The sequence below is a fragment of the Staphylococcus pasteuri genome (genome assembly GCF_030547725.1).
Taxonomy (GTDB): domain Bacteria; phylum Bacillota; class Bacilli; order Staphylococcales; family Staphylococcaceae; genus Staphylococcus; species Staphylococcus pasteuri.
The window spans coordinates 16,082-41,714 of the sequence record NZ_JAUOQO010000004.1 but is presented as its reverse complement, the minus strand read 5'-3'; the positions used below and the strand labels follow the sequence as shown (position 1 = coordinate 41,714).

Below are 25,633 nucleotides of genomic sequence, written 5' to 3'. Positions count from 1 at the left end.
AAATGATTAAACTTTTCGATAGCGTTTGAGTCCAATGATATTGAGTAGAATGAAAATAATGATAAATAAACAAAGTATCATTACATCAAACCAAATATGATACCAACCTTGCCCTTTAATCATAATATTTGTTAAAGCGTCACCAGCATATCGAAGTGGGAACAAGTAGCCAATATTACTTAACCAAGGTGTCATGTTTTCTAGTGGAAAGATACCAGAAAAGAACACTTGTGGGATGGCAACGATAGGTATGAATTGAACCATTTGAAATTCTGAATTAGCAAATGTAGAGATAAATATTCCCATTACTAACGCTGTAATAGCTAGTAAAATATTAATGAGCAAGACATACCCCAGACTACCTGCTAAGTTGATACTTAATAAATAGATTGAAAACAGGACAATGATAAGCGTTTGTATAATAGCGAAAATACCGTAGCCGAATAGATAACCAAAGACAATTTCACTACGTCTGATAGGAGTTGATAACACACGTTCTAAAGTACCTGTCGTACGTTCACGCAGTAGTGCAATTCCTGAAATAAGAAAGACGAAGAAAAATACAAAGAATCCCATTAAAATTGGGAACATTTTATCAAAATAGTTACTATCTTTGTCTCCATATAAATAGCTATTGTCTATTTTAGTATCTTCTGATTGTTTTCCTTTTGCAGCTTGAGGCATAGAATTGATTATCTTTTTAACGTCAGACATTTTATTTTTCTGAATTGACTGATGTAATAATTGTTTAATTGAACCTGATTTACTTGGATCTTCGTTTGTATATGTGACATGCAAAGTATGTTTATCTTGATAAATATAGGCATCTAAATCGTTGTTTTCTATTTTAGATTTAATATTTTTGTCTGAATCAAAGTGTTTAAAAGAAACATCATCATTTTTAATATTATCAGTAACATGGCTTGATACAGAATCGGCAACACCAATTTTCAAATCGGTATCTTCATCAGAATTAAATACAAAATACATGAGTGTGAGAACTAATAAAGGTGCTAAGAACATAAGTGCCAATGTGCGCTTATCTCTTAGTAATTCTATAATGACACGTTGAATGATAGCCATCAGTTTCATTAGTGTTTAACCTCCTCTGCTTTTATAAAGACTTCTTCAATTGTTTTGACTTTGAATTTTTGTTTTAATTCATTAGGTGTTCCTATAGCAAATAGTCGTCCTTCAACTATGAGACCTATTTTGTCACAACGTTCAGCTTCGTCCATTACATGTGTAGTGACAATGACACTTTTACCTTCATGAGTTAAATTTTTTAATTGAGACCAGACCTGTTGTCTCAGCTTAGGATCAATACCGACAGTCGGTTCATCTAGTATGATAAGGCTTGGATTAGCTAATAGTGTAATTGCCAGTGATAATCGACGTTTCATACCACCGGAGAATGTATTAACAGTCTTAGTTAGTGAATTTTCTAAATTGACTAATTGTAAATTTTTACCAATACTCTGTTTTAATTGTTCACCTTTTAATTCTGCTAAATGACCAAAAAAGGTTAAATTCTCTTTAGCTGATAATGATTCATATAGTGCATCAGTTTGTCCCATATAACCAATATGACTCAATACACGTCGATGGGGCATTTTTTTATTAAAAACTTGTGTTGAACCAGAATTTAATTTTTCCATACCTAATAAGCATTTAATTGTTGTTGTCTTACCTGAACCACTTGGACCAATTAGTCCTAATAGTTCTCCTTCATGAATTTCAAGGCTAATATGATCTAATACTTTATGTTTATCGTATATTTTTACTGCATCAGTTAATGCTGCGATTGGCTTTGTCATATTCATTTACCTCCTTATTTGACACTGTGTCTAATTACTGTATATTCAATATAAATCAGATTTACATATAAAAGTATATTAATTGAAAAGTATTAGACAAATCATAAATAGATGTTCAATAAAGTTAGTGAGATGAAGAAAATGGATGAACAAGTGGTTGATAAACGTGTATATAAAACGTTAATGAGAATAGAAAAAGGCATAATTAAGTTATTAGAAAATAAATCATATAATGAAATTACTGTAAAAGACATTTGTCTTAAAAGTGGTATTAGTAGAGGGACTTTCTATCAACATTATAAAGATAAAGATGATTTTTTATTTAAATATCAGCAAGCAATGATGAAGAAAGGAAAGAAACGCTTAGCGAACATTCACTTTACACATCGTCTTCAATTTTTTGAATATGCTTTGAACTTTTGGCTTAATGAAGGGGAATTATTCCTATTATTGTTAAAAGATAATGGTGCTTATACTATTCATCAAGTAATGAAGCAGAATTTACAGCAAAATATTGAAGTACAGTTAATACCTATCGTCAATACTCAAACATTAACGACTAAAGAAAAATATTTTTTAATTATTTTTATGAGCAATGCAGTCTTTGGTGTTTTACAAGATTGGGTAAAGCGTGGCAGACAAGAATCACCTAAAGAATTAACCTTAATTATTGATAAAATTTTTAACACAGTATTTGCCTAATAAGAATTTAAAATACATCAGTATCAAGGAAATTATTTTTAGAATGGCACTATTTTTATTATGTTACACATATCTATAATAATAAAATAAATTATTAAATACGCGCATAAGATCACCTTACTAAGACACATAGTAAGGTGATTTTTTGTATATAGAATAGACATTTTTGATGGGTTTAATATATCAGTATCTATCCCATATTTAAAGGCACAAATTTAATAAATATATGGAATTTTAATGAAAATTATTATCAATTATATTGACAATAATATCTTAGTCGTATATTATCTTCTTTAAATCGTAATAATTACGATTTGTTTCGTGCAACTGTTTTGCATTTTTGGATATATAGGTCAGAACTGGCTTATATCAATAAATGTAAAAAGAATTTACAACATAAAGGAGTATTATATGCAACGACAAGTTGTTGAATTTTCTAAGTATAATCCGTCTGGAAATATGACTATTCTTGTACATTCACAACATTGTCCAAGTGACTATGCAAGGATTGCCAATCAACTAATGGCATCTACACATGTATGTTGTGAACAAGTAGGTTTTATAGAATCTATGACAGAAGACAATGGTGAAACACTTCGTTTAGTAATGAGTGGAAATGAATTTTGTGGCAATGCAACAATGTCTTACATTCAATATTTAAAAGAGCACCAATTACTGACATCTCAACAATGTTGTGTTGAGGTATCAGGTTGTAAGGCGTTAGTACCTTGTACCATACACGGTGATCAATTGTATGAAGTAGGCATGCCTCAAGCTCGACAAGTATCACAGGACTATTTACATATTGGACAACAGGTATGGCAAGCGATAAAGGTGACATATGACTCATATGTACATTATGTCATTCCAATAGAAGAGATTTCGCCGTCCATTAAACACCAAATAGAGCAATATGTTAAAAATCAGCAGTGGGACAAGCAATACAAAACCATTGGCATCATGTTATTTCATGTGCAAAAACAATTTCTCCATCCTTTAATTTATATACCAGAAGTGGAAAGTTTAATTTGGGAGAATAGCTGTGGCTCTGGGGCGGCTACTATAGGTGTATTTAATAATTATCAAAGTCAAAATCCGTGTGCTGATTATATTGTATATCAACCAGGCGGCAGTATTTCAGTAACATCTAAGCACTGCCCGACTCATGGATATCATACTTCAATTAAAGGTAGCGTATCTACTGTTGCATCAGGAAAAGCTTATATAGAACAGGAGACGATGGTAAATTGATGAATTCAAAGATAGAGATAGATCATCTTTTACAACAATACTTAAACCAATTTGAAAAGGTGTATCAAGATGTGATTCAGAATCCAAATGACATTAATAAGTTAGAAACATTGGTTGATAGCTATAGTCAATTCATATTGGATTCAACACAGCAAGAACAATTTGTAGCTTGGCAAGACGAAGAGAGAAAACATCAACTCACGCAACAACTACAAGACATTACAGCACAGTGTGTAAAACAAGTTGAAATGATAAGAGCAAGACGATTGTTAGACGGTAAGACGTCTACCTCAGGATACTTTGACAATATTGAACATTGCATTGATGAAGAATTTGGACAATGGCGTATAGGTAAGGATGATAAATTGCTACTAGTTGGATCAGGTGCGTATCCAATGACATTAATACAAGTTGCTAAAGAAACTGGTGCTTCTGTTATTGGTATTGATATTGATAGTGAAGCTGTGGACTTAGGTCAACGTGTCGTTAATGTATTAGCACCTAACGAAAATATTGAAATATCAAACAAAACTGTAGATCAAATACCAGATATCAATGAAGTGACACATATTATTTTTAGTTCAACCATACCTGTTAAATATGACATTTTAGACCAACTATTTGAATTAACGAACGATAACGTGGTTGTAGCTATGCGTTATGGCGATGATCTGAAATCGATATTTAATTATCCCTCACAACCAACATTAACGCATCATTGGCAATGTGTTTATCGATTAGTACAAGAGAATCAAATTTTTGATATCGCATTATATCAAAAGCCTTTGTTAAAAGAGGATAAAACGTATGTCTAATGTACTAATTATTGGTAGTGGTCCTGTTGGCGTACAACTAGCACAAATTTGTCATCAATTATCAATTAAAGATATAGATATGGTTGGTCGTGCTACTACATCCGAGAAATCGTTAGCAGTCTATAACGGTTATCAACACGACGGTATGTTCAAAGTTACAACGCAAAATGAAGCTCATAGTCAATTTGCAGGGGAATTCCGAATTCGTCGTTTTTATAAAGACATTCAACATGTGAATCAACTATACGACACAATCATTTTGGCATGTACTGCCGATGCGTATTGTTCTATGCTGCGTCAATTAGATTCCAATACATTGCAAAAGATCAAACATATTATATTAGTGTCGCCGACGTTTGGTTCGCATATGATGATAGAACAATTAATGAAAGACAAGAATGAGGATGTTGAGATCATTTCATTTTCAACATACTTAGGAGATACAAGAATCATAGACTCGTCTCAACCTCATTGTGTACTTACAACAGGAGTGAAATCGAAGTTATTTGTAGGTTCGAATAAACAATCATCAAAATTAATGAATCAATTACAGCTATTATTTAAGAGATTAAACATAAAGCTTTCAGTGATGAATACACCGTTACATGCGGAAATACGTAATAGTTCATTATATGTACATCCGCCATTGTTTATGAATGATTTTTCATTAAAAGCTATTTTCGAAGGTACAGATGTACCTGTTTATGTATATAAATTATTTCCAGAAGGACCAATTACAATGACGCTAATTAGTGAAATGCGTCAGATGTGGCAAGAGATGGTGGCAATTTTACAGAAATTAAGTGTGCCCTCAGTCAATCTTTTGAAATTTATGGTTAAAGAAAATTATCCAGTGAGACCAGAAACGTTAAACGAGGTAGATATCAGTCAATTTGAATCTTTACCTAGCGTAAAACAAGAATATCTACTCTATGTGAGATATTCAGCTATATTAATTGATCCATTTTCACAACCAGATCAAGAGGGTCGCTATTTCGACTTTTCAGCGGTTCCGTTCAAACAGTTATATCAAAACGAAAAGGGTGTCGTACATATACCAAGAATGCCTAGTGAAGATTATTATCGTACAACGGTTATTCAGTCTATTGGTAAAGCTTTAGAAGTGCCTACACCTATGATAGATGAATTGTTGGAGAGATATAAAACGTATTGTCGACATTACCAAAGCCAACATCCACATCAATCGCTATCTTCTCAATTTGAGTTTAACCATTTCGAACAGGATATTTCACTCATTACAACTTATTTAGCAATGCAATAGGGATTTTTTAAAGATTTGAGGTTTTAAGAAGAGACAACACACTTTTCAATATAGAAAGAGGAAAAATTAATGAAAACAAAAACTAAAATAAGCGCAATTTTATAAGCATCAGGAATTGTATTAGCAGGATGCGGTGGTGATAAGGCATTACAAGATAAAAAGGATCAAAAGACACTATCCTATACAACTGTAAAGGACATTGGTGATATGAATCCTCATGTTTATGGAGGATCAATGTCGGCGGAAAGTATGATATATGAACCATTAGTACGTAACACTAAAGATGGTATCAAGCCATTATTAGCTAAGAAATGGGACATCTCGAAAGACGGGAAGACATATACGTTTCATCTAAGAAAGGACGTCAAATTCCATGATGGTTCAAAATTTAATGCAGACGCTGTGAAGAAAAATATTGATGCCATACAACAAAACAAAAAGTTACATTCATGGTTAAAGATTTCGACATTAATTGATGATGTCAAAGTGAAAGATACATACACGGTACAAATTCATTTGAAAGAAGCATATCAACCTGCATTAGCAGAATTAGCAATGCCTCGTCCATATGTGTTTGTATCACCTAAAGACTTTAAACATGGAACGACTAAAGATGGCGTGAAATCGTTTGATGGTACAGGTCCGTTCAAAATGGGCGAACATAAGAAAGATGAATCTGCTACCTTTAATAAAAACCAACACTATTGGGGAGAATCTTCTAAATTAAATAAGGTAGAAGCAAAGGTTAAACCAGCAGGAGAAACAGCATTCTTATCTATGAAAAAAGGTGAGACTAACTTTGCATTTACTGATGATCGAGGTACAGATAGTTTAGATAATGATAGTTTAAAACAACTCAAAGAAACTGGAAATTACCAAGTCAAACGTAGCCAACCGATGAATACCAAAATGATTGTTGCTAACGCTGGTAAGAAAGATAGTGCGGTAAGTAACAAATCGGTTAGAGAAGCCATTGGACACATGGTTGACCGCGATAAAATCGCCAAAGACATTCTTGATGGAGAAGAAAAACCAGCTACACAACTTTTTGCAAAGAACGTGACAGATATTAATTTTAATATGCCTACGCGTCAATTTGATAAGAAAAAGGCTGAAGCATTATTAGATAAAGCAGGCTGGAAGTTAAATAAAGATAAACACGTACGTCAAAAAGACGGTAAAGACTTAGCTATGTCAATGTACTATGACAAAGACTCAACAAGTCAGAAAGAACAGGCAGAATTTTTAGAAGCAGAATTTAAAAAGTTAGGCGTCAAATTAAATATAAATGGTGAAACATCAGATAAAATTGCTGAACGTCGTACATCTGGTGACTATGATTTAATGTTCAATCAGACATGGGGATTACTTTATGATCCACAAAGTACTATTGCTGCATTCAAATCAAAAACAGGTTATGAAACTGCTACATCAGGTATTAAAGACAAACAACAGTTATATAACAATATCGACAATGCATTCAAAATTAAAAATGCGAAAGAACGTTCAAAAGCTTATCAACACATTTTAAAACAAGTCGATGATGAGGGTGTCTTTATTCCAATTTCTCATGGCAGTATGACCGTAGTAGCACCTAAAGACTTAAAAAATGTATCCTTCACGCAATCACAATATGAATTACCATTTAATGAAATGCAATATAAATAAAGGAGCATCTAAATGTTAAAATTAATAATAAAACGTATTGCACTCATGTTTCCGTTATTGATTGTAGTGAGTTTTATGACATTTATGATGACGTACCTATCCAATGAAGATCCTGCTGTAACGATTCTACATGCACAAGGAACACCGAATGTTACAGAGCAATTAATTACTGAGACGAAAAAGAAGTATGGTCTTGATGCACCTATTCTTATTCAATATAAAGAATGGTTACAACAAGCAATACAATTTAAATTTGGGACAAGCTATATTACAGGAGACCCGGTTTCAGAACGTATAGGTCCTGCATTTATGAATACATTAAAATTAACATTAATTTCTAGTCTATCAGTTATGGTGACATCTATCTTTTTAGGTGTGGTGAGTGCACTAACTAGAGGTCGTAGTACAGATCGAGTAATACGATTGATAGCATTCTTTTTAACAGCTTTACCATCATATTGGGTAGCATCAATGCTCATTATTTTTGTATCAGTTAAGTTAAATTTATTACCAACATCAGGATTAACTGGACCAGAAAGTTATATTTTACCCGTTGTAGTTATTACAATGACGTATGCTGGTATTTACTTTAGAAATGTACGACGAGCGATGATTGAACAACTTAATGAGGAGTATGTGATGTATTTAAAAGCGAGTGGTGTACATACTATAACCTTATTAAAACACGTATTACGCAATGCATTACAAGTCGCTGTATCTATTTTCTGTATGTCGATACCTATGATTATGGGTGGTTTAGTCGTTGTTGAAAATGTCTTTGCTTGGCCAGGATTAGGACAATTGAGTATTAAAGCAATTGTCGAACATGATTTTCCAGTTATACAAGCTTATGTGTTAATTGTTGCAGTATTATTCATTGTCTTTAACACACTGGCAGATATTATTAATGCCTTGTTGAATCCTAGGTTGAGGGAGGCGACAAGATGATGATTATAAAACGATTATTACAAGATAAAGGTGCAGTGATTGCATTAATTGTTATAGCGACTTATATCATACTCGGGTTAACAGCACCGCTCATTACAGTCCATGAACCCAATCATATCGATACAGCGAATAAATTTGCTGGTATTAGCACATCACATTGGTTAGGCACAGACCATTTAGGAAGAGATATATTGACGAGGATTATTTATGCTATTCGACCAAGCTTATTATATGTATTGATTGCATTATTTGTATCGGTCGCAATTGGAGCCATACTCGGATTTATATCTGGATATTTCCGGGGTTATATTGATGCATTGATTATGCGATGTTGTGATGTCATGTTGGCATTCCCAAGTTACGTTGTCACTTTAGCGTTAATTACATTATTCGGAATGGGTGTGGAAAATATTATTCTGGCATTTATACTTACACGTTGGGCATGGTTCTGCCGTGTAATACGTACTAGTGTCATGCAATATACCGCAGCCGATCATGTAAAATTTGCTAAAACGATTGGTATGAGTCATTTATTGATTATTCGTAAACATATTCTTCCATTAACATTAGGCGATATTGCCGTTATTTCTAGTAGTGCCATGTGTTCTATGATATTACAAATGTCAGGATTTTCATTTTTAGGTTTAGGAGTAAAAGCACCAACAGCGGAGTGGGGCATGATGTTAAATGAAGCACGTAAAGTGATGTTTACTCATCCTGAATTAATGGTGACTACTGGTATTGTTATTGTCATTATTGTTATGGCATTCAATTTTCTATCAGATGCGTTGCAAGTGGCAATAGATCCACGCATTTCTTCAAAAGAAAAATTACGTGCAGTTAAGAAAGGTGTGATGCATGAATGACGTTGTTAAAAGTAAATAATTTAACAATTATAGATTCTTGGACAGGTAATGTACTTGTTGATGATATTAACTTTCAAGTTGAACATGGTGAAACACTAGGTTTAATAGGTGAAAGTGGTAGTGGTAAATCCATTACTTGTAAATCATTAATTGGACTTAATCCTAATCGTCTTAAAGTTACTGGAGACATTTGTTTTGAAGGTCAACAACTATTGAATTTGTCAGAGCAACAATTACGACAATATAGAGGTAAAGATATTGCGATGGTCATGCAGCAAGGTGCAAGAGCTTTTGATCCGTCATCAAGAGTCGGCAAACAAATGATGGAAACAATGCAAGCTCATACATCATTATCAACACAAGAAATTGAAGAAACGCTTATTAAATATATGACGTATATGAATTTAAAAGATCCTAAAACCATTTTGGCATCTTATCCATATATGTTGTCAGGTGGCATGCTGCAACGGTTAATGATTGCTTTAGCATTAGCATTAAAACCAAAACTCATTATTGCAGACGAACCAACAACTGCATTGGATACGATTAATCAATTTGACGTGTTGGAAGCATTTGAAGATATTAAACAACATTTTGATTGTGCCATGATATTTATTTCGCATGATTTAACAGTTATTCATAAAGTTGCAGATCATGTACTCGTTATGAAAGAGGGACAATTGGTTGAAGAAGGAACTAAAGAAGCGGTCTTGCATCATCCTCAACATGAGTACACACAATATTTATTATCCACAAAGCAAAAGGTGAATGATTATTTTCAACGTGTAATGAGAGGAGATTGCCATGCTTAAAATATCAAATGTTGAAAAGTATTATGGCAAACGAACGCGATTTAGCTCTAAAATAGAACCTATCGTTAAAGATGTAAGCTTCGATTGTCCTGAAGGTGAATCTATCGCTATTATCGGTGAGAGTGGCAGTGGTAAGTCTACACTAAGTCGTATGATATTAGGCATTGAAAGACCAGACAAAGGTAACGTGACACTAAATGAGCAACCGATGTATTTAAAAAAGGTAAGACGTCATCAAATGAGCGCAGTATTTCAAGACTATACGTCGTCATTACATCCTTTTCAAACTGTAAGAGACATTTTATTTGAAGTCATGTGCCAGTGCGATAAACAAAGCTTGAAAGAAATGGAAACAACGGCAATTCAATTATTAGATGAGGTAGGATTATCTAGTGATTTTCTAGAAAAATATCCTAATATGTTATCGGGCGGAGAGGCACAACGCGTTGCTATTGCAAGGGCGATATGCATTAATCCGACATATATCTTATTTGATGAAGCGATTAGTGCGCTAGACATGTCGATACAAACTCAAATTCTAGATTTATTGAAACGGTTAAAAGAAGAACGGAACTTAAGCTATATATTTATTACGCATGATATTCAAGCAGCAACGTATTTATGCAATCAATTAGTTATTTTTAAAAATGGTCAAATTGTGGAACAACTTCCCACATGCCATTTAAATACAACACGTAATGCTTATACAAGAGCGTTAATAGAGAAACAACTATCATTCTAAGGAGTGAGTTAATGAAAGGTGCAATGGCTTGGCCATTTCTAAGATTATATATACTAACTCTCATGTTCTTTAGTGCGAATGCCATTTTGAATGTGTTCATTCCATTACGAGGTCATGATTTAGGTGCAACCAATACAATGATAGGTATCGTTATGGGTGCCTACATGTTGACTGCAATGGTCTTTCGTCCATGGGCAGGACAAATTATTGCACGTGTTGGTCCAATTAAAGTACTACATATTATTTTGATTATTAATGCTTGTGCACTGATATTATATGGATTTACTGGATTAGAGGGATATTTTTTGGCAAGAGTGATGCAGGGTGTATGTACGGCGTTCTTTTCGATGTCGCTACAACTAGGTATTATAGATGCTTTACCTGAAGAACATCGCTCAGAAGGTGTCTCTTTATACTCTCTATTTTCAACGATACCTAATCTAGTAGGACCACTCATTGCTATAGGTATTTGGCATCTGGATCGAATGTCAGTATTTGCCATAGTTATGATTGCTATAGCGTTAACTACAACATTCTTTGGTTATCGTGTCTCATTTGCAGGTGAGGAGCCTGATACTAGTCATAAAGTTGAACGTTTACCCTTTAATGGTGTGACTGTGTTTGCACAATTTTTTAAAAATAAAGAGCTGTTAACGAGTGGATTAATTATGATTATTGTGTCGATAGTCTTTGGAGCCGTGAGTACATTTGTTCCATTATATACTGTAAAATTCGGATTTGCAGATGCTGGTATATTTTTAACGATTCAAGCTATCGCGGTTGTATTAGCTAGAATTTATTTACGTAAATACATTCCATCTGATGGGTTATGGCACCCGTTGTATATGGTGAGTGTACTGATGTTGCTTGCTGTTGCAGCGATGTTAGTTGCTATTGGACCTAACATACACGCACTCATATTTTATAGTAGTGCCATATTGATTGGTACGACACAAGCACTTGTTTATCCAACGCTAACATCATATCTAAGTTTTGTGTTACCGAAAGCTGGTCGTAATATGCTATTGGGTTTATTTATTGCATGTGCAGATTTAGGTGTGTCATTAGGTGGAAGTCTGATGGGCCCCTTATCAGATTTAGTAGGATTTAGCTGGATGTATACTATTTGCGGATTGCTCGTTGTGTGTATGATCGTGATGAGTGTGTTTAAAGGGACGCGTTATGTTAAATAGAAAGGCCTGTTTTAGACGCAGTCATTGAATTAGAAATATTAAGCGGTTGTTTTTTAAACTAAGTGATTGTCTACTTTTTGATGTGAAAATGTGTTCTGAAGTAGTACTCATAGGAAATCCTTCTTCAATAGTAATTTTACAATGAGATTGTTGATTAACAATACCTGGTTAGTGGAATAGATGTAATATCACAATGAGAAGGGTCGTATAACCATGATTAGAGATATTAATGAAGTCACTGTTCCAGATAGTAAGATTGTTCAAGATGCACAAGGTATTGTTCACGAACATGGTAATGAATTAATTTGGAATCATTCAAATAGAGTATATTTATTTGGAGAAGTTAAAGGTATTCAAGATAAACTCAAATACGATAAAGAGTTACTATATATTACTGCTTTATTCCATGATTTAGGTCTAACTAATCAATATAGTAGCGATGATTTGCGTTTTGAAGTAGACGGGGCTAATGCGGTGAGACAATTTTTAGAAACGTATAACTATGATGAACGAGATTTACAATTAGCATGGGATTCTATTGCATTGCATACGACACTTGGAGTTGCAGAGCATAAAGAGAATAACGTAGCATTGCTATATCATGGTGTTGGTATGGATGTTATGGGAGATAATTGGAATCAATATTCTGATGAAATTCGAAAAGCAGTTGTAGATAAATTTCCACGTGGCAATTTTAAACATGATGTGATTCGAGCATTTTATGATGGTTTCAAACATAAACCAGAAACAACATTTGGTAATATCAAATCTGACGTTATTAAATATTTTGAACCAGAATATCCTCAAAATAACTTCTGTTCATGTATTTTACGTTCAAATTGGGATCATTAGATTTGAATATAGGTTGCCAGAAATTGAAAATTAAATAGGAATTTAAATTAAGGAGTTCTCGTACATAGTGTGCGAGGACTTTTTATTTTGTTTTGAAAAATCATTCTAATCAATTTTTAATGTTAATTATAAAAATAAAGAATACTAATAAACTATTTTTTATTTTGGAGTAATGTTATATTAATTATATAATTAATTAGTTTTAAATATTAAGATATATAAGGTGGTTTTGATATGGAAGAAAATAGATTTGATAACGATAATGTAGATGTAAATAGAAATCAATTTAATCAAGAACAAAGTAATGATATCAAACCTAAAGGAAATCTTGCGCTAAATATTTTAATATTTATAGGTTGGATGATATTAGCACAATTACCAGTTATTGCAATAATAACTCTTGTAAGTCTTTCTGTTAAAGCTGAGGTTTTAAGTATAACAATAGGTACTATTATATATCTTTTTGTTATTGCTATAGTGATTTGGTTAATAAGACGATACTACTTAAATCATACATATGAAAAAACAAAAGGTTTTAGTCTTAAAGACTTAGGTATAGCCATAGGTTGGGCAATTATATTAAGACTAGTTGTATATGGATTCACATACTTACTAAAATTAACCACTGGTTCAATGCAAACAGATAATGATAAATTGCTTTTTGGTGACGTCAATGCTCAAGCACAAGACGCTAGTCAACTTGGACAAGTATTTCCCGTAATTATATTTGTGATTACACTTACTTTTTTAGTTCCATATCTAGAGGAATTGATTTATAGAGGCATTTTTAAAGAAACACTATTTAGAAAATCAGTATTCTGGCTGCCTTTCATACTTTCATCGATTGTCTTCGCCTCACAACATGGCATTAATAATATTATTGCATTTTTAATGTATATGATAATGGGTATGATTTTTTATCTTGCTTACTCAAGAAGAGGTAACATTAAAGACAGTATGACAGTACATATGATTCATAATGGCCTTATTGGTGTTATGATACTCATCAATTATTTTTATATATTGTTTAAATAATAAAGTGATAGTTGAGATAAATGGAGGTTACAGTAGATAACATATTCCTTTCGAAAAAGCAGTCGACGAGAAAAAATATTATAAGAAAATATTAATGTTTCGCTAAAACAGGTCTAGTACTTACATGAAAAGATTTTATTAAAAATTGAAAATGTAAATCACAAAGAACAAGGTGGATTGACTCATTAAAATACAGAAAGAAGTGACTTATAGTTGATTTCTAAAAAATTGTTGAGTGTTATATTACTACCAATCATTGCAATAATCATCATTATAAGTGGTTATTATGGATTTAAAATTACTAAAGAAAACGCAATTAAAGGTAGTCTTTCACATATATTTAAGCCACTTCCTATGAAAAATCTTGATGTTTTATTTGATAAACAAGGGATAAGAGCTGAAGAAAAAGGTGGCAGGGGATTAGAAGCCGACGACAAAGGTGTATGGGAACTCAAATCCTTTACAACGAAACGTAAAGGTGAAGAAGGGGACACTGTAACTGAAGGTGTTGAGATGAAATTTAATAGACAGACTCATGATGCTAGTGGTTATTACTTTGTAGATAAAGATAATTATAACAGTGAGACTTATGAACATGATAAAGAGGAAAAACATTATCCCGTTGAATATAAAAACAAAAAGCTTAAATTAACTAAAGAAGCAAAAGAAAAGGGTATTAGTAAATCATTAGAACAGAAGATTAATAATTTTAAATTTTTAGTAGAATTTGCTGATTACAGTGATATTAAAGATTATAAAAATGGAACCATAACTTACAGTTATGGTGATAGACCGTCTTATACCGCAGAATATCAACTTGATAATAAAGATAAAAATGTAAAAGAGATTAAAAACCGTTTTGATATTAATACGAATAAAGCGCCAAAAGTTTTATTTGATGAAGCGGGAAACATAGGTGCTCGTAAAATAGGTGACCAACATATAGAATATAATTTTGTAGATAATGACAAAGAAACAATAACTTATACAGATATCATCGAATTTACACCATCAGAAGACGAAGAGGATAATGAAGTGAGTATTGAATAAAATAGAAAATGTATGGTGAAAATAATGAAAGAGAAAGTAAATATTATATATAGCATGTCGAGATATAAAATCATTGAATATAATCATAAAAAATATTTATTAGATGCAGAACAAAATATGTTTGCTTATTTGTTACCTATGTTGAATTGGATTATTAAGCGCAAACTAATTGAAATATCAGAACATGATTTAGAAGACATTAAAAATAATGATTATAAAGGTAAGAAGGGTATTTCTAAAGGGTTAGGTGTAACTCTAGGTGGTATATCATCAATCCTTGCAACTATAATGAGACCGATTATGGATCTTATGGACGTGGAAGTGAGTCTAATGGGTAACTTGATTATCCTCGCAGTTATAGTGACCATTGTTATTGTTGCAAGATATTATTTAAGGCAAAAAAGGTATATTAATTTAAAGCAATATAGTAATACATTGGAATGCAGAGTAACGTCAAGTTTTAAACAAAAGTTTAAAGCTACATTTAATTATTTATTCTTTTTATTGTTTTCTATACTTGGATTGGCAATGATGTTTACTGGACTCAACAATATGATTATTTATCTCTTATGTTTGCTTATGATGTTTATGGTTACGATGGAAACACAATTGTCTTATAATCAATATGAGGCAATAGTTATTACATAATATCTCAAAATGATATATAAATAAAAAAACAAAAATCAAGCTGAGCGCCCAATTCGGTTGCTCAGCTTGTTTGTTATCTTGTGATACTGTCTCTATCGTATCGATAGTATTTGGCTTGTGTTTCGGTAATGCGTTGTTGTGTATCTTTATAAATAGAAATACCATTTTCAGTTTTATGAAATTGATAATTTAATTGATGAGCAAGTTGTTCAATATTGATAAAACGACTATCCTGACCTTGTTTTTCAATAAAATACTCGACTTCATAGTCTTTTTCATTAATATCAAATAGCAATTCGACAACATCATTTCTTAACCAAAAATCACCATGTTCCTTAATAATCTGGTTCTTAAATAAAGGTAGTCTCACGTGATTGTATTCAATATGATACTGCGTAAAATCATCGATATTTAAATCATTCTCTTTCTCTCTGACATCATAGATAGGGCCACCTGCAACTGTCCCTTCTCTTGTATTATCAGCGCCACCGATAACACCATTTTCCAAAAATTGTAAACCATGTACATCACCAATATAAGGGTCTGGTCGATGTTCAAAAGCGTGTCCCTTGGCAATAAGTTTCAAAATAAGTGTTTGATCAAATTGTGGTTCCCATTCTATACGAGAAGGGTTACTTGTGTATATTCTTGGCTCATCAATTGCTTCCTGGATAGACATCCCGAAGTCTAAAACGTTAATAATGGTTTGTACAACACTAGCGATGATACTAATTGCACCTGGTGCGCCAACTTCCATGATAGGTTTCCCATTTTCAGTAATGATTGTTGGGGCCATATTACTCAACGGACGTTTATGTGGTTCGATTTCATTAATACCACCTGAGATGACATCAAAGCCGTCCATTGTGGTATTAAGTAAAACACCGTAACCTGGAACTGTAATACCAGAACCATAAATCATTCCTATAGATGTAGTGAAAGAGGCTACGTTACCAAATCGGTCTGTTACAGAAAAATGTGTCGTTTCGGTATGGTTTTCATCTATATGAGTATGACTTTCTACACGAGAACTATTACTTAACTCACCATGTTCAATATTAAAATTAGCAATATGTTGATTAATGATTTCGCTACGTTGCTTTAAATAACCCTCATCAATAAGCTCGCTGACTGGTACATCATAAAAGTCCTCATCAGCAATATATTTGGCACGGTCACTGTAGGCAATCTGCATTGCTTGAACAAGATGATGTAAGTAATCGGTGGATCGTGCTCCCATACTTTTTAAATCAAATGATTCTAGTATTTTCAAAATTTGTATCAAAGTAATACCGCCTGAACTAGAAGGTCCCATAGAATGTATTTGATAACCTCGATATTGGGCAGTTATAGGTTGTTTGATACGAATATTATAATGCTTTAAATCTTCTTCATTAATTGTCCCACCATATTTGTTTACAACATTTACCAATTGTTTCGCGATATTGCCAGTATAAAATGCGCCAAACCCTTTATCTCTTAGTAAGCGTAATGTACGAGCTATTTCTGGAGATTTAATCCAATCCCCGTCATGGATATAATCATCATCTTTTTTAGTAAATGCACGACGTGTTTCAGCGTACTTGTTAATTCTTTTAAGTTGTTGTTGTGAATATTTTTCAATCGCCCAATTAGCACGATGACCGTGTTCGGCTAATTCAATCGCCGGGTTAATCAAGTCAGCTAAATTCAATTTGCAATAATGTTTGTGTAAATATTCAAAGAGCTTTGCAATTCCTGGAACCCCCACGATAGAGCCATGTGTCGTTAATTCTAAAAAACTTTTATAGTGTCCTTTTTCATCTAAATAAAAGTGCTTGTCTACATTGCTAGGGGCAGTTTCACGTGCATCGAATATAGTTAAATCGCCTGACGTATTGTCATAATATAATAAGTAACCACCGCCACCTAATCCAGAGGTAAAAGGTTCCACAACATTAAGTACTAGTTGAATGGCGATTACTGCATCTATGGCAGTTCCACCTTTATCAAGTATATCTTTTCCCACTTTAGCTGCGAGTGGATGTGACACTGAAACCAAGCCTTCTTGTGAAGTTAATTGATATTTGAAATGCGTGTCCGACATCGAATAGTGCCTTCTTTCTAAAATAGAAATCTTTGATATGAGTTATTTTCTTTGATTAATCTCAGATTCAACTTTATCTAAATCTTGTTTTTGCTCATTACCTGTATCAAGTAATGGTGTAACAGGTGAACTTATTTTGAATTTATCTCCACGGTAAAACTTAATGAATTGATCTTGGTCTATAGCATTAACCACAGCTCGTCTTAAATGTGGATTGTCTTTAAATACACCACTCTTACTATTTAAAATTAAGAATACCGATTTACGTCCATGTTTACTAATCATACTTAAATCTTTATCAGATTTTATTAATTCAAAATGTTTTTGATCTATGTCAGCAAGTATATCGATTGCATGGTTTCTTAATTCGGACAGTGCACTTGCTGGGTCACCATTGAATTTCAAAATAATATTCTTAATTTTAGCTAGACCGTAGCTGTCTTTTTCATCGATATTAAAACCTGGATTACGTTGGAAAGTAGCTTGATAATTGTCTTTTTTAGTCATAATGTACGCACCACTAGTAACGAGTTCATTTTGACCGTCATCAGATTTAGGTACAGTATTAGGTGCTCCAAAATCTTTGCCTTCTTCTTTCAGCTTTTCAACGTAATGTTTTGATAAAATACCAGCTGATGAGTGTGTTAAATAGTTAACTTCTTTAGGCATTGGTTGATCAGTTGTAATTTTAATAATTTGATATTTACCTTCAGCATTATTAACTTCACTATCTTGATTTGTTATATCTTTAACTTTATAACCTTTAGTTAATGTATCCCATACCGATTTGCCAGATGCTGTTTTAGTCTTCTTAAGTTCTTTCTTATCATCATTTGTTAACTCAGTAATATCTTTAATATGTTTATGCATATTATAAGTCACATGGTTAGGAATAGCATTTTTATCTCTAGCACGGTTGAGACTGAATAGGACATCGTCTGCTAATACTTTTTCATGTGTATTTTCTGCTTTGCCATTTTTTACTTTTACAAAATAGTTATCGTCTCTTAATAAGAAATAAAATGCATTGTTATCTTTGTTAGATGTATAGCTACGACTAAGTGATCCATCAGTTGTGATTTTGTCATTATCATTAAGTGTTAATAAACGTGTATACATGTTCATATTGATATTGTAGACATTAGGCGCAATAGAACGAATAGGGTCTAGAGATTGGAATTCACCATCAGGTTGTGTCATCACTAAAGGTCGTGTATTACGTAATTTTTTATCATTATAATCAAATTGTTGCCAAATAAGCGCGCGAGAATTAGGTAAACCAACACTATTTTTATTTAAAATTTTATTGTCATAAACGAGATTTTTCTTCGAACCATATAAAGGTGCCATGAATCCTTCGTCGAATATCACTTTATCTTCTAACTTTTTATATGTATTTTTAGCTTCAGAAGTATTTTCTTTAGATGCTTTATTGATTAATGCATCGATTTTAGGGTCTTTAATCAAACTATTTGAACCTGTAGAGCTAAATATTGCATTCATTGCATAGTTAGGATCGCCAAATACTGTTGTCCAGTCATCGATTTGAATATCATAATTACCAGCTTGACGTTGTGTACGGTAACTACCGTAATCAGGTTGAACATTCATCTTTACGTTAAAACCAGCACGTTCTAATTGTTGTTTAACAATGTTCATATCATTTTGATAGCTCGCTTGACCTAAAAAGCGAATCGTCGGTTTAGTACCTTTAACGTTGACTTGTTTGTTTTTATCTTTCGTATCATCCTTACCAGGTACACCACAACCACTTAGTATCAGAGTTAAACTTACTGTTAATGTTAATAAAATTCTTTTCATATAAAATCATCCTATCTTATTGAATCTTCGGATCAAGTGCATCACGGACAGCATCCCCAATAAAATTAAATGCGAGGACAAGTAACATGATGCATAACCCAGGAAATATGGCTAAATTGCTGTGCGTTTCTAAAAAGTTACTTCCAGTTCTGAGTATGTTTCCCCATTCAGGAACATTTGGTGCTACACCTAATCCCAAGAAACTCAAGCCACTTGTAGTTAGTACAACGACACCTATATTTAATGAAAATCTGACAATCATAGGTGCGAGAGTATTAGGTAAGATGTAACTCCATAAAATACGACGATGACTTTCTCCGGTAATTTGAGCTGCTTGTATATATTCCTGTCGTTTGATTTCGAGTACATTTGCTCTCATAGTTCGAGCAAAGGAAGGTATATTACCAATACTTAAAGCAATGATTAATGTTAATGTACTAGCGCCAAACGATGCGATAATCGCAACTGCTAATAATAATGTTGGTATCGCAAAAATAATATCAAGTATGCGCATCACCGTATTGTCCACTTTAGTAAAGTAGCCTGCAATCATACCAAAAAGGACACCGAACAGAACTGAAATTACTACTGATGTGATTGAAATAAAATAAGTTAATTTGGTACCAACCACGAGTCTTGTAAATAAATCACGACCAAAATCATCAGTTCCAAAAGGGTGAGCTAAGCTTGGACCTTTTAATAATTCATTGAATTGGTTTTGGGTTGCTAAAGAAGTATTAAATGTGTAAATACCAGTAATTGACAATGTTAGAAGATAAGTTAATAAAGCAAAACTCACTAAAGCGACTTTATGTTGTTTAATCTTGCTTATAAACGCTTCCCAACTATTGTATATATTGTATTTTGATGTATGTTCGTAACGGAATAGACTCACGAACATTAACAATGTGAATAGATTACCGGTAATTGTCGTTAATATGAGAACGACATAGGTAAGCCAACGATATACTTTATGAGATTGTATTTTACTTTCTGAAAATCCAATAGTAGCCACTACGAGTGTCAAAATAATTAATATCAACTGTGCAATGTAAAATGTATTTGAAACATTACCTTTGAATAAATTGAGCAAAGTAGTGACAAAAGTTAATACAAATACAGATACTGCAGAAATGGTAAACAGTTGTAGTGAACTGAGTTTTGTTATTGAAATTTGTGGCATATAATTACACCCTTTCCTTAATTTCTTCACGAAGTTGAGGGTCAATCATGACATAGAAAATATCTATAACTAAGTTGATGAGTGAAATGACAATTGAAATGTAAATAACACCACCCATAACTGCTGGTATATCAGGTACAAATTGCTTTTGAACAATGTATCGGCCTATTCCATTAATATTGAATACTTGTTCAGTTACTGCTGATCCGCCTAACAATTCTACAAATAATATTCCAATAAGTGTCACAATAGGGATGAGTGCATTTTTTAAAATATGCTTTATGACAACTTGAGATTTAGAAATACCTTTAGCATATGCAGTCATCACATAATCATTGCGCATCACTTCTAATACAGATGAACGTGTCATTCTCGTAATAGATGCAGCAATTGCAGTACCAATGACTAGTACAGGTAATATTAGTGATAAAGGATCATTAGGAATATACGATGGTGGTAAAATATCTAACTTAAGTGAAAAGGCTAAAATAAACAGTAACCCTTGCCAAAAGTTAGGAATAGATAATCCAATTAAAGCGATAATCATCAATGTAATATCAATCCAACTATTGCGTTTAAATGCACTAATAATCCCAATAGGTATAGCAATGACTAGCGCTACAATTAATGCCAACACAGATATTGTTAATGTAATAGGTATTCTAGATCCTACAGCATCAGAAACAACTTCATTACCTTTAAAGGTAGTACCTAAATCAAATGTAAATACACCTTCCATCGTTTCCCATAACTGAATAAGATATGGATCGTTTAAATGGTGTAGTTGATTAAATTTTGCAAATTGTTCTTTTGTCGCATTAGGTCCTAAAATACTATATGCCGCATCTAAAGGTGATAAATATAGTATTGTAAAAACAACAATGACTACACCAATAATGACAACTAGCGTCATAATTATGCGTTCGAAAATATAACGTACGATTGGATTGAGATAAAAAGACAACACAACAAACAATGGTAAAGCTAAAATTATTTTTATAATGGGAAATTTTCCGAATAAGATGTTTGTATATAAAGTGGGAAAATCAGTTGTAGTATATTGATTATCACGGCGATGATGACTGTGATAAATATTTCTAGCTTCTTTCTGGAGTTGCGATCGAGATTTACGCCGATTTAGAAATTGATATTTTTTCTTTAGTGCTTGTTCTAATTTATATTCGTCTTGGATTTGCACTAATGTTGTTTTTTGATGGTGTTTTAACAAATAAACTAAACTAGCATACAAAAATATCGGAAGACTAAGAATTGAAAAAATCATTTTATAAAGTCCTTTATTATAAAGAACTAAAAAGACTTTTCGATAATTTGACATGGGCATCACTCCTTGAAAAATAATCTTGATTAAATTACTATGATATATAATAAAAGTATTATAGAATAAAAATTGTAATTTGTGAATAGGGAGGAATGATTATGTCATCTTTTTTAGAAGTTAAACACCTTGGAGTATCATTCGAATATGAACAACATTCCGTTAAAGCAGTTCAAGACGTAAGTTTTAAATTAGATAAAAAGAAAGTGTTAGCTATTGTGGGTGAATCAGGCTCTGGAAAGAGTATTACAGCTAAATCGATTATGGGATTATTACCTGATTATCCTCAGCACACTTTAACCGGGGAAATTAAATTTAATGGGAAAAATTTATTAAATCTTTCTAATAAAGCATTTCAAGGTATACGAGGAAAAGATATTGCCATGATATTTCAAGATCCTTTATCCTCACTCAATCCCAGAATGACAATAGGTAGTCAAATTATGGAAGTGATTTTAAAGCATCGTAATATTGATAGAAAACGCGCGAAAGCAATGACAATTGATATTTTAGAAAGTGTAGGCATTAGAAATGCTCAAGATAAATTACATGCTTATCCATATGAATTTTCTGGTGGGATGCGCCAACGTGTCATGATTGCAATGGCATTAGTATTAGAGCCACAAATCTTAATTGCAGATGAACCAACAACAGCACTTGATGTTAGCACACAAAATCAACTTTTAGAATTAATGAAGCGATTATATAAACATATCGAAACGTCTATTTTATTTATTACGCATGATTTAGGTATTGTATATCAATTTTGCGATGAAATGATTGTTATGAAAGAGGGCAGAGTTGTTGAGAGTGGTGATGTCAAAACTATTTTCAAAAATCCAAAATCTGACTATACGCGACGTCTTATTAATGCCATTCCGGATTTGCACGCACCTAAACAACCTAGAACTATAAGTGATCAAACATTATTGAAAATCGAAAATGTAAGTGTCGATTATCTTAAGAGTAATGGCAATGAATTTAGAGCAGTAAAAAATATTGATCTTGAAATTAAAGAAGGGGAATCATTAGGAATTGTAGGTGAGTCTGGCTCAGGGAAGTCTAGTTTAGCTAAAGCATTAGTTGGTTTAAACAATGTTTCTGAAGGAATGATTTGGTATCAAGACTTGCCGTTAAATTTATTTTCTGCTAAAGAAATGAAGTCTTTGCGTAAGGATATACAAATGATTTTTCAAGATCCTTATTCCTCTATTAATCCTAAATTTAAAGTTATAGATATTATCGGTCGTCCTTTAAAATTATATCGATTTGTCACAACACATGAAGCATTAGTTAAAGAAGTGAAACGTTTATTAACACGTGTAGGGTTAGATGAAAGTTTCTTATATCGATATCCACATGAATTATCGGGTGGTCAACGTCAGCGTGTTAGTATTGCACGTGCCATTGCCATTAAACCTAAATTATTAATCTGCGATGAAGCGGTGTCTGCATTAGATGTTTCAATACAAAAGGATATCATTCAATTACTGAAACAACTTCAAGATGATTTAGGAATGACATATATATTTATTACACATGATATGGGTGTAATTAAAGACATGTGTGATCGTGTTGCAGTTATGCAATATGGAACAATTGTAGAAGTAAATGATGTTGAAAGTATTATTGAAAGACCACAAGAGACATATACTAGAAATTTAATATCACACGTTCCAGTGATACCTCATCGATAAGTTAACATAAAAATTAAAGGCACGACTCGGTTCAGCTAATTCTGACCGGGTCGTGCTTTACTTATAACAATCATTTAATTGAACAGGAGGTCATATTGAATCATTGTTACGTATAAATGGGATAAAGTATAAATTCATGGGAATAAAATTACAACTCTGAAATTTGTTTGCTTATAATCCAATTTTTATGATGCTTAAGTAAAATATTGTGTTCTTTTAATTCTTGAATAATATGTCCAGTTGTTTCACGTGAAATGCTAGCAAGATCACTAATCATTTGAATTGTTAAAAATGATTTGATTTCGTAAAATTCATCGTTATCATAACCAATCATGTGACATAAGTAGATTAATAGCTTAGTCACGCGTGCTTTTGCACTTTTAGAACTTAAAGCCATATGATATTCAATTTGTTGTCTTTGGTTGTCACATAACAATTGATAGATTCTAATAAACACTTTATCGTTATTTCTACAAAGGTATTCGATTAATTCAATAGGAATGGCAATCATAATACAGTCTGTGATAGCAGTACACATTTCATTAGTTGTTTTGTCTTGAAATAAATTGTGCATTGGGAACAATTGATCATCTTTATTTAAGAGTCTGTATACATCACCATTCATATTAAAATGTTCTCTTAGTATATAACCGTCGATGAGATAATATACATGAGTTAATTCGTCAGAAGAATAGTAAATAACTTGTCCTTTATTGTATTGCCTAACAATGCATTCATTTTTATACGGTTGTAGAGCTACGGCAGGGATGTTTATAAATGCGGCTAAACGCTCAAGACACTGCTCACTACGATTTGTGATTAATGAATTGTCGATTGTTGTGTTTCTAGATTGGTTGATTGTCATAAACGCACCACCTTAGTGATTAATGCTTGATTTGTGTGCCAACTTGTCCTTTGAAAGCGTCATAAGCATGTTCTAAATTAGTAATAATCGCACGTCGGCCTTCACCGCTTTCAACAAAATCAATTGCTGCTTCAATTTTAGGGAGCATAGAGCCTTCAGCAAATTTACCTGCTTTAGCATAGTCTTTTAAAGTTTCTACATTAACTTGTGTTAATGCCTCTTGGTTAGGTTGATTATAGTTGATATAAACATTTTCTACGTTCGTTAATATCATTAGCGTATTAGCATCGATGAGTTGTGCTAAGCGTTCGCTGGCAAAATCTTTATCTATTACAGCTTCCACACCTTCATATGTGTCATTTCGCTTAATAACTGGAATGCCGCCGCCACCACATGCAATGATGATGTTTTGATTTTCTACTAATGTACTAATGAGTTGATGCTCTAAAATAGACACTGGCAAAGGTGAAGGTACCACTTTACGGTAGCCACGTCCAGCATCTTCTTTATATGTTGATTCTGGATTGTCTTTTTGTAGTTGGTCAGCTTCTTCTTTAGTGTAAAATGGTCCTATTGGTTTAGTAGGATTAGACATACGAGGATCATGTTCATCAATTTCTACACGCGTAATGACAGTACCTGCGCGTCTAGGACTATTAATCTCTGAAAGCACTCTGTTTACTTCAGTTTCTATCCAAAAACCAATCATACCTTGTGTCATAGATCCACAAACATCAAGTGGCATGGCAGGTGTTTGCGGACTATCAGCTTTAGCCTGTTGAATTAACATACTACCAATTTGTGGTCCATTACCATGTGATATAACAATATCAGCGTCTGTATTGAATAAAGGTTTGAGCGCTTGCATTGTTGAACGTATTGCTTTTCTTTGTGCATCAGCGGAACCATCGTCAGTTTGAATGGCATTTCCACCTAAGGCAATGACAATTTTGTTGTCCATAAA

General features: G+C 32.8%; 23 protein-coding genes. 15 read left to right on the top strand and 8 right to left on the bottom strand.

Features of this window, described 5'->3' with window-relative positions:
* Window positions 1-6 precede the first annotated feature (6 nt).
* Together Q4528_RS05215 and Q4528_RS05210 are read right to left on the bottom strand one after the other, a co-directional pair.
* Window positions 7-1,092, bottom strand: coding sequence for an ABC transporter permease (locus Q4528_RS05215; RefSeq protein ID WP_017637783.1), 1,086 nt, complete (start codon window positions 1,090-1,092; stop codon window positions 7-9).
* Entirely contained in the window at window positions 1,092-1,817 is a 726-nt protein-coding gene (locus tag Q4528_RS05210; RefSeq protein ID WP_017637782.1) for an ABC transporter ATP-binding protein, read from the bottom strand. The genes Q4528_RS05215 and Q4528_RS05210 overlap by 1 nt, the downstream gene beginning before the upstream one ends.
* A gap of 141 nt (window positions 1,818-1,958) precedes the next feature.
* Between Q4528_RS05210 and Q4528_RS05205 the strand changes: the two genes are divergently transcribed.
* The 14 genes from Q4528_RS05205 (at window position 1,959) to Q4528_RS05140 (ending at window position 15,681) form a co-directional block, all read left to right on the top strand.
* Window positions 1,959-2,519, top strand: a complete 561-nt coding sequence (locus tag Q4528_RS05205; protein ID WP_082082900.1) for a TetR/AcrR family transcriptional regulator — start codon at window positions 1,959-1,961, stop codon at window positions 2,517-2,519.
* A 411-nt stretch (window positions 2,520-2,930) separates the two neighbouring features.
* Window positions 2,931-3,770, top strand: a complete 840-nt coding sequence (gene cntK / locus Q4528_RS05200) for a histidine racemase CntK (protein ID WP_046467255.1) — start codon at window positions 2,931-2,933, stop codon at window positions 3,768-3,770.
* Complete coding sequence (cntL, locus tag Q4528_RS05195; RefSeq protein ID WP_046467397.1) at window positions 3,770-4,585, top strand: staphylopine biosynthesis enzyme CntL; 816 nt, start codon at window positions 3,770-3,772, stop codon at window positions 4,583-4,585. The genes cntK and cntL overlap by 1 nt, the downstream gene beginning before the upstream one ends.
* Window positions 4,578-5,867, top strand: coding sequence for a staphylopine biosynthesis dehydrogenase (gene cntM, locus Q4528_RS05190; protein ID WP_046467254.1), 1,290 nt, complete (start codon window positions 4,578-4,580; stop codon window positions 5,865-5,867). The genes cntL and cntM overlap by 8 nt, the downstream gene beginning before the upstream one ends.
* Before the next feature lie 114 nt (window positions 5,868-5,981).
* Entirely contained in the window at window positions 5,982-7,535 is a 1,554-nt protein-coding gene (gene cntA, locus Q4528_RS05185; protein WP_231577511.1) for a staphylopine-dependent metal ABC transporter substrate-binding lipoprotein, read from the top strand.
* Between the two features lie 12 nt (window positions 7,536-7,547).
* Window positions 7,548-8,483 (top strand): nickel/cobalt ABC transporter permease, encoded by a 936-nt coding sequence (opp1B, locus tag Q4528_RS05180; RefSeq protein ID WP_046467253.1) that lies wholly within the window; start codon window positions 7,548-7,550, stop codon window positions 8,481-8,483.
* Window positions 8,480-9,349, top strand: coding sequence for a staphylopine uptake ABC transporter permease subunit CntC (gene cntC / locus Q4528_RS05175; RefSeq protein WP_017637775.1), 870 nt, complete (start codon window positions 8,480-8,482; stop codon window positions 9,347-9,349). Before opp1B ends, cntC begins: the two co-directional genes overlap by 4 nt.
* Window positions 9,346-10,161 (top strand): staphylopine uptake ABC transporter ATP-binding protein CntD, encoded by an 816-nt coding sequence (gene cntD, locus Q4528_RS05170; RefSeq protein WP_046467252.1) that lies wholly within the window; start codon window positions 9,346-9,348, stop codon window positions 10,159-10,161. Before cntC ends, cntD begins: the two co-directional genes overlap by 4 nt.
* Window positions 10,154-10,903 carry an ABC transporter ATP-binding protein gene (locus Q4528_RS05165; protein ID WP_046467251.1) on the top strand — a complete coding sequence of 250 codons (750 nt, stop codon included), beginning with the start codon at window positions 10,154-10,156 and terminating at the stop codon, window positions 10,901-10,903. Before cntD ends, Q4528_RS05165 begins: the two co-directional genes overlap by 8 nt.
* An 11-nt stretch (window positions 10,904-10,914) precedes the next feature.
* Entirely contained in the window at window positions 10,915-12,096 is a 1,182-nt protein-coding gene (gene cntE, locus Q4528_RS05160; RefSeq protein WP_303520766.1) for a staphylopine family metallophore export MFS transporter CntE, read from the top strand.
* A 213-nt stretch (window positions 12,097-12,309) separates the two neighbouring features.
* Entirely contained in the window at window positions 12,310-12,948 is a 639-nt protein-coding gene (locus tag Q4528_RS05155; protein WP_029056712.1) for an HD domain-containing protein, read from the top strand.
* Between the two features lie 234 nt (window positions 12,949-13,182).
* On the top strand, window positions 13,183-13,983 hold the full coding sequence (locus Q4528_RS05150; protein ID WP_017637770.1) for a CPBP family intramembrane glutamic endopeptidase: 801 nt from the start codon (window positions 13,183-13,185) through the stop codon (window positions 13,981-13,983).
* A 213-nt stretch (window positions 13,984-14,196) separates the two neighbouring features.
* A complete protein-coding gene (locus Q4528_RS05145) occupies window positions 14,197-15,033 on the top strand; it encodes a Csa1 family protein (RefSeq protein WP_046467249.1) in 837 nt (278 codons plus the stop codon).
* Between the two features lie 24 nt (window positions 15,034-15,057).
* Entirely contained in the window at window positions 15,058-15,681 is a 624-nt protein-coding gene (locus Q4528_RS05140; protein WP_052728889.1) for a DUF443 family protein, read from the top strand.
* A gap of 73 nt (window positions 15,682-15,754) precedes the next feature.
* Here Q4528_RS05140 and ggt read toward each other — a convergent pair whose 3' ends face one another.
* From ggt to Q4528_RS05120, 4 genes are read right to left on the bottom strand one after another with little or no spacing between them, the layout of a single operon-like run.
* On the bottom strand, window positions 15,755-17,767 hold the full coding sequence (ggt, locus tag Q4528_RS05135) for a gamma-glutamyltransferase (RefSeq protein WP_046467247.1): 2,013 nt from the start codon (window positions 17,765-17,767) through the stop codon (window positions 15,755-15,757).
* Between the two features lie 42 nt (window positions 17,768-17,809).
* Window positions 17,810-19,588, bottom strand: coding sequence for an ABC transporter substrate-binding protein (locus Q4528_RS05130; protein WP_046467246.1), 1,779 nt, complete (start codon window positions 19,586-19,588; stop codon window positions 17,810-17,812).
* Between the two features lie 16 nt (window positions 19,589-19,604).
* Window positions 19,605-20,771 carry an ABC transporter permease gene (locus Q4528_RS05125; RefSeq protein ID WP_046467245.1) on the bottom strand — a complete coding sequence of 389 codons (1,167 nt, stop codon included), beginning with the start codon at window positions 20,769-20,771 and terminating at the stop codon, window positions 19,605-19,607.
* A gap of 4 nt (window positions 20,772-20,775) precedes the next feature.
* On the bottom strand, window positions 20,776-22,107 hold the full coding sequence (locus tag Q4528_RS05120) for an ABC transporter permease (protein ID WP_096807711.1): 1,332 nt from the start codon (window positions 22,105-22,107) through the stop codon (window positions 20,776-20,778).
* 101 nt (window positions 22,108-22,208) lie between these two features.
* On the opposite strand from Q4528_RS05120, the gene Q4528_RS05115 reads away from it, so the two are divergent.
* Window positions 22,209-23,804, top strand: a complete 1,596-nt coding sequence (locus Q4528_RS05115) for an ABC transporter ATP-binding protein (RefSeq protein WP_046467243.1) — start codon at window positions 22,209-22,211, stop codon at window positions 23,802-23,804.
* Between the two features lie 148 nt (window positions 23,805-23,952).
* On the opposite strand, the gene Q4528_RS05110 is transcribed toward Q4528_RS05115, so the two are convergent.
* The gene (locus Q4528_RS05110) at window positions 23,953-24,669 is read right to left on the bottom strand and encodes a Crp/Fnr family transcriptional regulator (RefSeq protein ID WP_046467242.1); all 717 of its coding nucleotides are present in this window, start codon (window positions 24,667-24,669) and stop codon (window positions 23,953-23,955) included.
* A 19-nt stretch (window positions 24,670-24,688) separates the two neighbouring features.
* A complete protein-coding gene (gene arcC / locus Q4528_RS05105; RefSeq protein ID WP_017637762.1) occupies window positions 24,689-25,630 on the bottom strand; it encodes a carbamate kinase in 942 nt (313 codons plus the stop codon).
* Between the last annotated feature and the right edge of the window lie 3 nt (window positions 25,631-25,633).